At 71.1% G+C, this 5,718-nt stretch carries 4 protein-coding genes and 2 pseudogenes; 3 read left to right on the top strand and 3 right to left on the bottom strand.

Annotated elements, in window-relative coordinates; translation table 11 throughout:
• From D588_RS0108390 to radC, 3 genes and pseudogenes are all read right to left on the bottom strand, one after another.
• Window positions 1–457: pseudogene (locus D588_RS0108390) on the bottom strand (sporulation protein); the annotation flags it as partial.
• A 15-nt stretch (window positions 458–472) separates the two neighbouring features.
• Window positions 473–2,161 carry an arginine--tRNA ligase gene (argS, locus tag D588_RS0108385; RefSeq protein WP_017915645.1) on the bottom strand — a complete coding sequence of 563 codons (1,689 nt, stop codon included), beginning with the start codon at window positions 2,159–2,161 and terminating at the stop codon, window positions 473–475.
• Window positions 2,162–2,375: 214 nt separating this feature from the next.
• Window positions 2,376–3,050 carry a DNA repair protein RadC gene (gene radC / locus D588_RS0108380; protein ID WP_017907879.1) on the bottom strand — a complete coding sequence of 225 codons (675 nt, stop codon included), beginning with the start codon at window positions 3,048–3,050 and terminating at the stop codon, window positions 2,376–2,378.
• A gap of 96 nt (window positions 3,051–3,146) precedes the next feature.
• Here radC and coaBC point away from each other — a divergent pair, with 96 nt between their 5' ends.
• The 3 genes and pseudogenes from coaBC to D588_RS0108365 form a co-directional block, all read left to right on the top strand.
• A complete protein-coding gene (gene coaBC, locus D588_RS0108375) occupies window positions 3,147–4,424 on the top strand; it encodes a bifunctional phosphopantothenoylcysteine decarboxylase/phosphopantothenate--cysteine ligase CoaBC (RefSeq protein WP_193313915.1) in 1,278 nt (425 codons plus the stop codon).
• Window positions 4,421–4,891 carry a dUTP diphosphatase gene (gene dut / locus D588_RS0108370; RefSeq protein WP_017915644.1) on the top strand — a complete coding sequence of 157 codons (471 nt, stop codon included), beginning with the start codon at window positions 4,421–4,423 and terminating at the stop codon, window positions 4,889–4,891. Before coaBC ends, dut begins: the two co-directional genes overlap by 4 nt.
• Before the next feature lie 15 nt (window positions 4,892–4,906).
• Window positions 4,907–5,718, top strand: a pseudogene (locus D588_RS0108365) (phosphomannomutase/phosphoglucomutase); the annotation flags it as partial.

Genomic DNA, 5,718 nt, shown 5'->3' with positions numbered 1-5,718 from the left:
CGGTCGGCGCGGTGGCGACCGCGGCCGGAGTGGTGCCGGTGGCGGCCGTGCCTGCAGCGGCCTGCGCCTTGGCCTGGCGAATGGCCTCGGCGCGCGCGCTGGCGGCCAGTTCGGCGTCGGACATCTGCACTTCCTTGCCGGGCAGCAGGGTGTAGAAGTCGTACTGGGTCTGCGCGTCCTTCTTCGCTTCCGGCTTGGTGCTGCCGGCCGCGTTCGCGGCGGGCTTGGGCAGATCCGGGGCCGCATCGACGTCGGCATCGGCCACCGGCGCCGGTTGCGCATCCGGATTGGCGCGCGGGCCGCCCACGCGCAGGAAGTCGCCGTCCTTCTTGAACAGCCCTGGCGCGCCGAGGAACACCACCGCGGCGATCGCCGCGCCGGCGATCAGCCACACCCACCCGGGCGTGCCGTTGCCGCTGTTGCGCCGGGCCTGGGTCTTACCGCGTCGTGCTGCCATTTACCGCTTCTCCACTCACATTTTTTCCGGGGCCGAGACGCCCAGGAGATTCAGACCGTTCGCCAGCACCTGCTGCGCCGCCACCGCCAGGGTCAGCTTGGCGTTGCGTTCGCCGGCGTCGTCCACCAGCACCGGGGTGCCGTGGTACCAGGTGTGGAAGGCCGTCGCCAGTTCGCGCAGGTATTGCGCGATCAGATGCGGCTCCCGCGCATGCCCCGCATTCTCCACCACTTCCGGGTAGCGCGAGAGTTCCTGCATCAGTTCCAGCGAGGTCGCGTCGCTGAGCCGGTTCAGTTGCGCCTGGCCATCGGCCTGGTCGTAGCCCAGCTTCTTCTCCTGCGCCTGGCGCAGCAGGCTGCACACCCGGGCATGCGCGTACTGCACGTAGAACACCGGGTTGTCGTTGCTCTGCTGGCGCGCCAGGTCGATGTCGAAGGTGAGCTGGGAATCGGGCTTGCGCGCGATCAGGAACCAGCGCGTGGCGTCGCGGCCGGCTTCCTCGATCAGGTCGCGCAGGGTCAGGTAGCTGCCGGCGCGCTTGGACAGCTTCACTTCCTCGCCGCCGCGCATCACCGTGACCATCTGGTGCAGCACGTACTCCGGCCAACCCTTGGGGATGCCCAGGTCCATCGCCTGCAGGCCGGCACGCACGCGCGCCAGCGAGCCGTGGTGGTCGGCGCCCAGTTCGGTGATGGCGCGCACGTAGCCGCGCTGCCACTTGCTCAGGTGGTAGGCCACGTCCGGCACGAAGTAGGTGTAGGTGCCGTCGGACTTGCGCATCACGCGGTCCTTGTCGTCGCCGAAATCGGTGGATTTCAGCCACAGCGCGCCGCCCTCTTCGTAGGTATGGCCGGAGGTGATCAGCTTCTGCACCGCCTCCTCGACCTTGCCGTCGCGGTAGAGCGAGCTTTCCAGGAAGTAGATGTCGAAATCCACGCCGAACGCGGCCAGGTCGTGGTTCTGCTCGTTGCGCAGATAGGCCACGGCGAAGCGGCGGATCGCATCGAGGTCCTGCGGATCCTTGGCGCCGGTGACCACATGGCCTTCCAGGTCGACCGCAGCGCCGGCCATGTAGGCGTCGGCCACGTCCTGGATGTAGTCGCCGCGGTAGCCTTCTTCCGGCCAGTCGGGGCTGTCGGGCGTCTTGCCCAAAGCGCGCGCCTGCACCGAGCGCGCCAGGTTCTCGATCTGGTTGCCGCCGTCGTTGTAGTAGAACTCGCGCTTGGCATTCCAGCCGTTGGCCTCGAGCAGGCGCGCCAGGCAGTCGCCGATGGCCGCCGCGCGGCCGTGGCCGACGTGCAGCGGCCCGGTCGGGTTGGCCGAGACGTACTCCACGCCCACGGTGCGGCCGTTGCCGACCAGGCTGCGGCCGTAGTCCTCGCCCTGCTTGAGCACCGCCAGCACCTCGCGCTGGTAGGCGCCGGGACCGAGATGGAAATTGATGAAGCCGGGGCCGGCGATCTCGACCTTGCTGACGTCGTCGTTGGCCGGCAGCGCGTCCACCAGTTGCTGGGCGAGGGCGCGCGGATTGGTGCGCGCGGCCTTGGCCAGCAGCATCGCCGCGTTGGTGGCGAAGTCGCCGTGCTCGCGGGTCTTGGGCCGCTCGACCACGAAGTCCGGCGGCAGGGTGTCGGCCGGCAGGGTGCCATTGGCGCGCAAGGCTTCGATGCCTTGACCGATCAGGGCGCGGAGTTGGGATTTCACGAGATCTCTGCTTGAAGCGCGGAACCGGCGATTTTACCCGACCCGCCGCCTCCCGGCCCGTCCCGGGTTCAGCCCGACCTCAGCCGCGACGCCGCGACCAGCACGCGCCCGCGCCTGCGCCCTGGCCTGGGCCGGCTGACCGCCCGCATGGCCAGGAGCCGGCCTCGCCGGGATCGGCGTCCCGCGACATGGCACGCCCGGCCGCCGCCTCGGTTCAGGCCCAGCCGCGCGAGGCCATCGAGACAGGTACGCCGTCGCCGACGATGAAGTGGTCGAGCAGGCGCACGTCGATCAGGTCCAGCGCCTGTTTCAGCCGCTCGGTGACGGCGCGGTCGGCGGGCGAGGGTTCCGGGTTTCCGGACGGGTGGTTGTGGCCGATGATCACCGCGGCGGCGTTGAGCGTGAGCGCACGCCGCACCACCTCGCGCGGATGCACCTCGGCGCCGTCCAGCGTGCCCTGGAACAGCTCCTCGAACGCCAGCCAGCGGTGCCGGGTGTCCAGGAACAGCGCGGCGAACACCTCGTACGGCCGCGCCCGCAAGCGTTGCGCGAAGTAGCGGCCGGCGGTGATGGGATTGCTGAGGGTGTCGCCGCGCTGCAGTTCCGCGGCCAGGTGGCGCTGGCCCAGCTCCAGCGCCGCCGACAGCTGGCAGGCGCGCGCCGGGCCCAGCCCGGGCAGGCGTACCAGGTCGCCGGGCGACCGGTCCAGCAGCGTGCGCAACGGCCCGTGCCGCTGCAGCAGGTCGCGCGAAGTGCGCACCGCGTCGCTGCCGGGCAGGCCGGAGCCGAGAAAGATCGCCAGCAGTTCGGCGTCGGAAAGGGCCCGGGGACCGCGTGCCAGCAGTTTTTCCCGGGGACGTTCTTCGCAGGGCCAGTCGGAGATGTGCATATCGCCAGGGTGCCGGCCGACATGGCGCAACGGTATCAGGCCGCCAAAAACCATCGGGTAAGCTAATCGTCCTTGTATGGGTAGGACATTCCCGACGTGACCGCGATTTTCGAGAGGCCCCTGCCGGGGCGACGTGTGCTGTTGTGCGTCGGCGGGGGAATCGCCGCCTACAAGGCGCTGGAACTGGTGCGGCGCCTGCGCGACGCCGGCGCCGAGGTGCAGGTGGCGATGACCGCCGGCGCGCAGCAGTTCGTCACCCCGCTGAGCTTCCAGGCGCTGTCCGGCCATCTCACCCGCACCACGCTGTGGGACAGTGGCGCCGAGCAGGCGATGGGTCACCTGGAACTGGCCCGCTGGGCCGAGCAGGTGGTGGTGGCCCCGGCCACTGCCGACCTGCTGGCGCGCCTGGCGCACGGGCTGGCCGACGATCTGGTGGGCACGCTGTGCCTGGCCAGCACCGCACCGCTCACCGTGTGCCCGGCGATGAACCACCGCATGTGGCTGCACCCGGCCACCCAGGCCAACATCGCCACCCTGCGCGCGCGCGGCGCACAGGTGGTCGGCCCGAACGATGGCCCGCTGGCCGAAGGCGAGTCCGGCCCCGGTCGCCTGGCCGAACCGGAGCAGATCGTCGCCGCGCTCGTTGGGCGCACCGACCAGAGCGCCGCATCGGCCAAGCCGGCCGCGGCTGCCGTCCCGGCGCGTTCCGGCGCTGGCACCGGCACTGCCGCCCTGCGCGGCCTGCGCGTGGTGATCAGTGCCGGCCCCACCTACGAAGACCTGGATCCGGTGCGCTACCTGGGCAACCGCAGCAGCGGCAAGATGGGCTATGCGCTGGCTGCGGCCGCGGTCCGGCAAGGCGCCGAGGTGGTGCTGGTCAGCGGCCCGGTGCATTTGTCTACGCCCGACGGCGTGCAGCGCATCGATGTGCGCTCGGCCGCGCAGATGCGCGAGGCGGTGCTCGGCGCGCTGCCGGCGGACATCTACATCGGCACCGCGGCGGTCGCCGATTACACGCCAAAACAGGTGGCGGCGCAGAAGATCAAGAAGAGCGGCGAGACGCTCACCCTCGAATTGACCCGCACTCCGGACATCCTGGCTGAGGTCGCCGCGCAGACCCAGGCGCTGAAGCTGGTGGTCGGCTTCGCCGCCGAGACCCACGACATCGAGCGCTATGCCCGTGGCAAACTCGCCGACAAGCACCTGGACCTGATCGTGGCCAACCGGGTGGGGGTGGCCGGCAACGGCTTCGAGAGCGACCAGAACGCGGCCACCGCCTATTGGCAGGATGGCGAACGCGACTTCCCGGCGGTCTCCAAGACGCAGCTGGCCGAACAACTGCTGGACCTGATCGCGCAGAGGCTGCACGCATGAGCACTCCCACGCCCTATCCGCTGCAGGTGAAGCTGCTGGATCCGCGCTTCGGCGACAGCTGGCCGCTGCCCGAATACGCCACCGAAGCCAGCGCCGGGCTCGACCTGCGCGCGGCCACCGAGGCGCCGCTGACCCTGGCGCCGGGCGACACCGCGCTGATCCCCAGCGGCCTGTCCATCTACATCGCCGATCCGCAGCTGTGCGCGGTGGTGCTGCCGCGCTCGGGCCTGGGCCACCGCCACGGCATCGTGCTCGGCAACGGCACCGGCCTGATCGACGCCGACTACCAGGGGCCGCTGCTGATCAGCGTCTGGAACCGCGGCCGCGAGGACTTCACCATCGCCCCCGGCGACCGCATCGCGCAGCTGGTGGTGATGCCGGTCGTGCGTGTCGCCCTGCAGGTGGTGGATACTTTCGCCGACAGCGCCAGGGGAACGGGTGGATTCGGCCATACCGGAGTGCGCTGACAGGGGATCGTCTGCATGAGCGAGGCAACACAAGCGCGGCCAGTGCCGCAGGGTTTGCGCAAGGTGGCGCCTCTGCTGACGGTGCTGCTGGTGCTGTTGGTGGTCTGGTTCGGCTGGAGCGGGGTCGAGCAATGGCGCGCCGAGCAGGCCGCCGCCACCCTGGAGCAGGCGCGCGATGCCGCGGTGACACAGACCCAGCAGGCGCTGGCGGGCGTGGGCAAACGTCTGTCCGAACGCCTGCAGCAGCCGGCCGTGCAGGCGGCACTGCGCCGCGGCGATGCCGCGGCCGCCGCCCAGGCGCTGCGTGCGGACTGGGCGCAGGCCGAGGACGCGCAGGTGCTGCCGGCCGACCTGGAGCCCGGCTACACCGATGTGGCGCACTTCGGCTACGGCCGCCTGGGGCTGCTGGAGAAGGCCCTGATGACCGGCAAGCTCGCCAGCGCGGTGATCCGCGACGGCGGCGGCCCGCGGCTGGGCTTGGCCGCGCCGGTCTCGCTGGGCGGCAACGCCGGGGTGGCGTACCTGCGCCTGCCACTGGCGCTGCTGACCGACCCGGTCGCGCAGGCATCGGTGCCGGGCACCGGCTATCTGGCCCTGCGCCAGGGCGGCTACGACGTGATCGCCGCCGGCGACAATGCGCTGCACGATCGCGCCGACGCGATGTCGCGCCCGGTCGGCGACAGCGGCCTGCGCATGGTCGCCTCGCTGCCGGATACCGAAGCCGGTCCGCTGGGGCTGGGCGCACTGCCCTGCCTGCTGGTCTCCGGCCTGTGCCTGGTGCTGGGCGCGCTGTTGTTGCTGGCCGCGCGCGGGCGCCTGCCGCAGCA

Source organism: Xanthomonas sp. SHU 308 (assembly GCF_000364645.1).
Taxonomy (GTDB): Bacteria; Pseudomonadota; Gammaproteobacteria; order Xanthomonadales; family Xanthomonadaceae; genus Xanthomonas_A; species Xanthomonas_A sontii.
This window is presented reverse-complemented; position numbering and strand designations above follow the sequence as displayed.

Excerpts from the sequence above, each read along its gene's own strand:
- radC (WP_017907879.1), bottom strand. The coding sequence starts at position 3,050 with ATGCACATCTCCGACTGGCCCTGCGAAGAACGTCCCCGGGAAAAACTG.
- dut (WP_017915644.1), top strand. The coding sequence starts at position 4,421 with ATGAGCACTCCCACGCCCTATCCGCTGCAGGTGAAGCTGCTGGATCCG.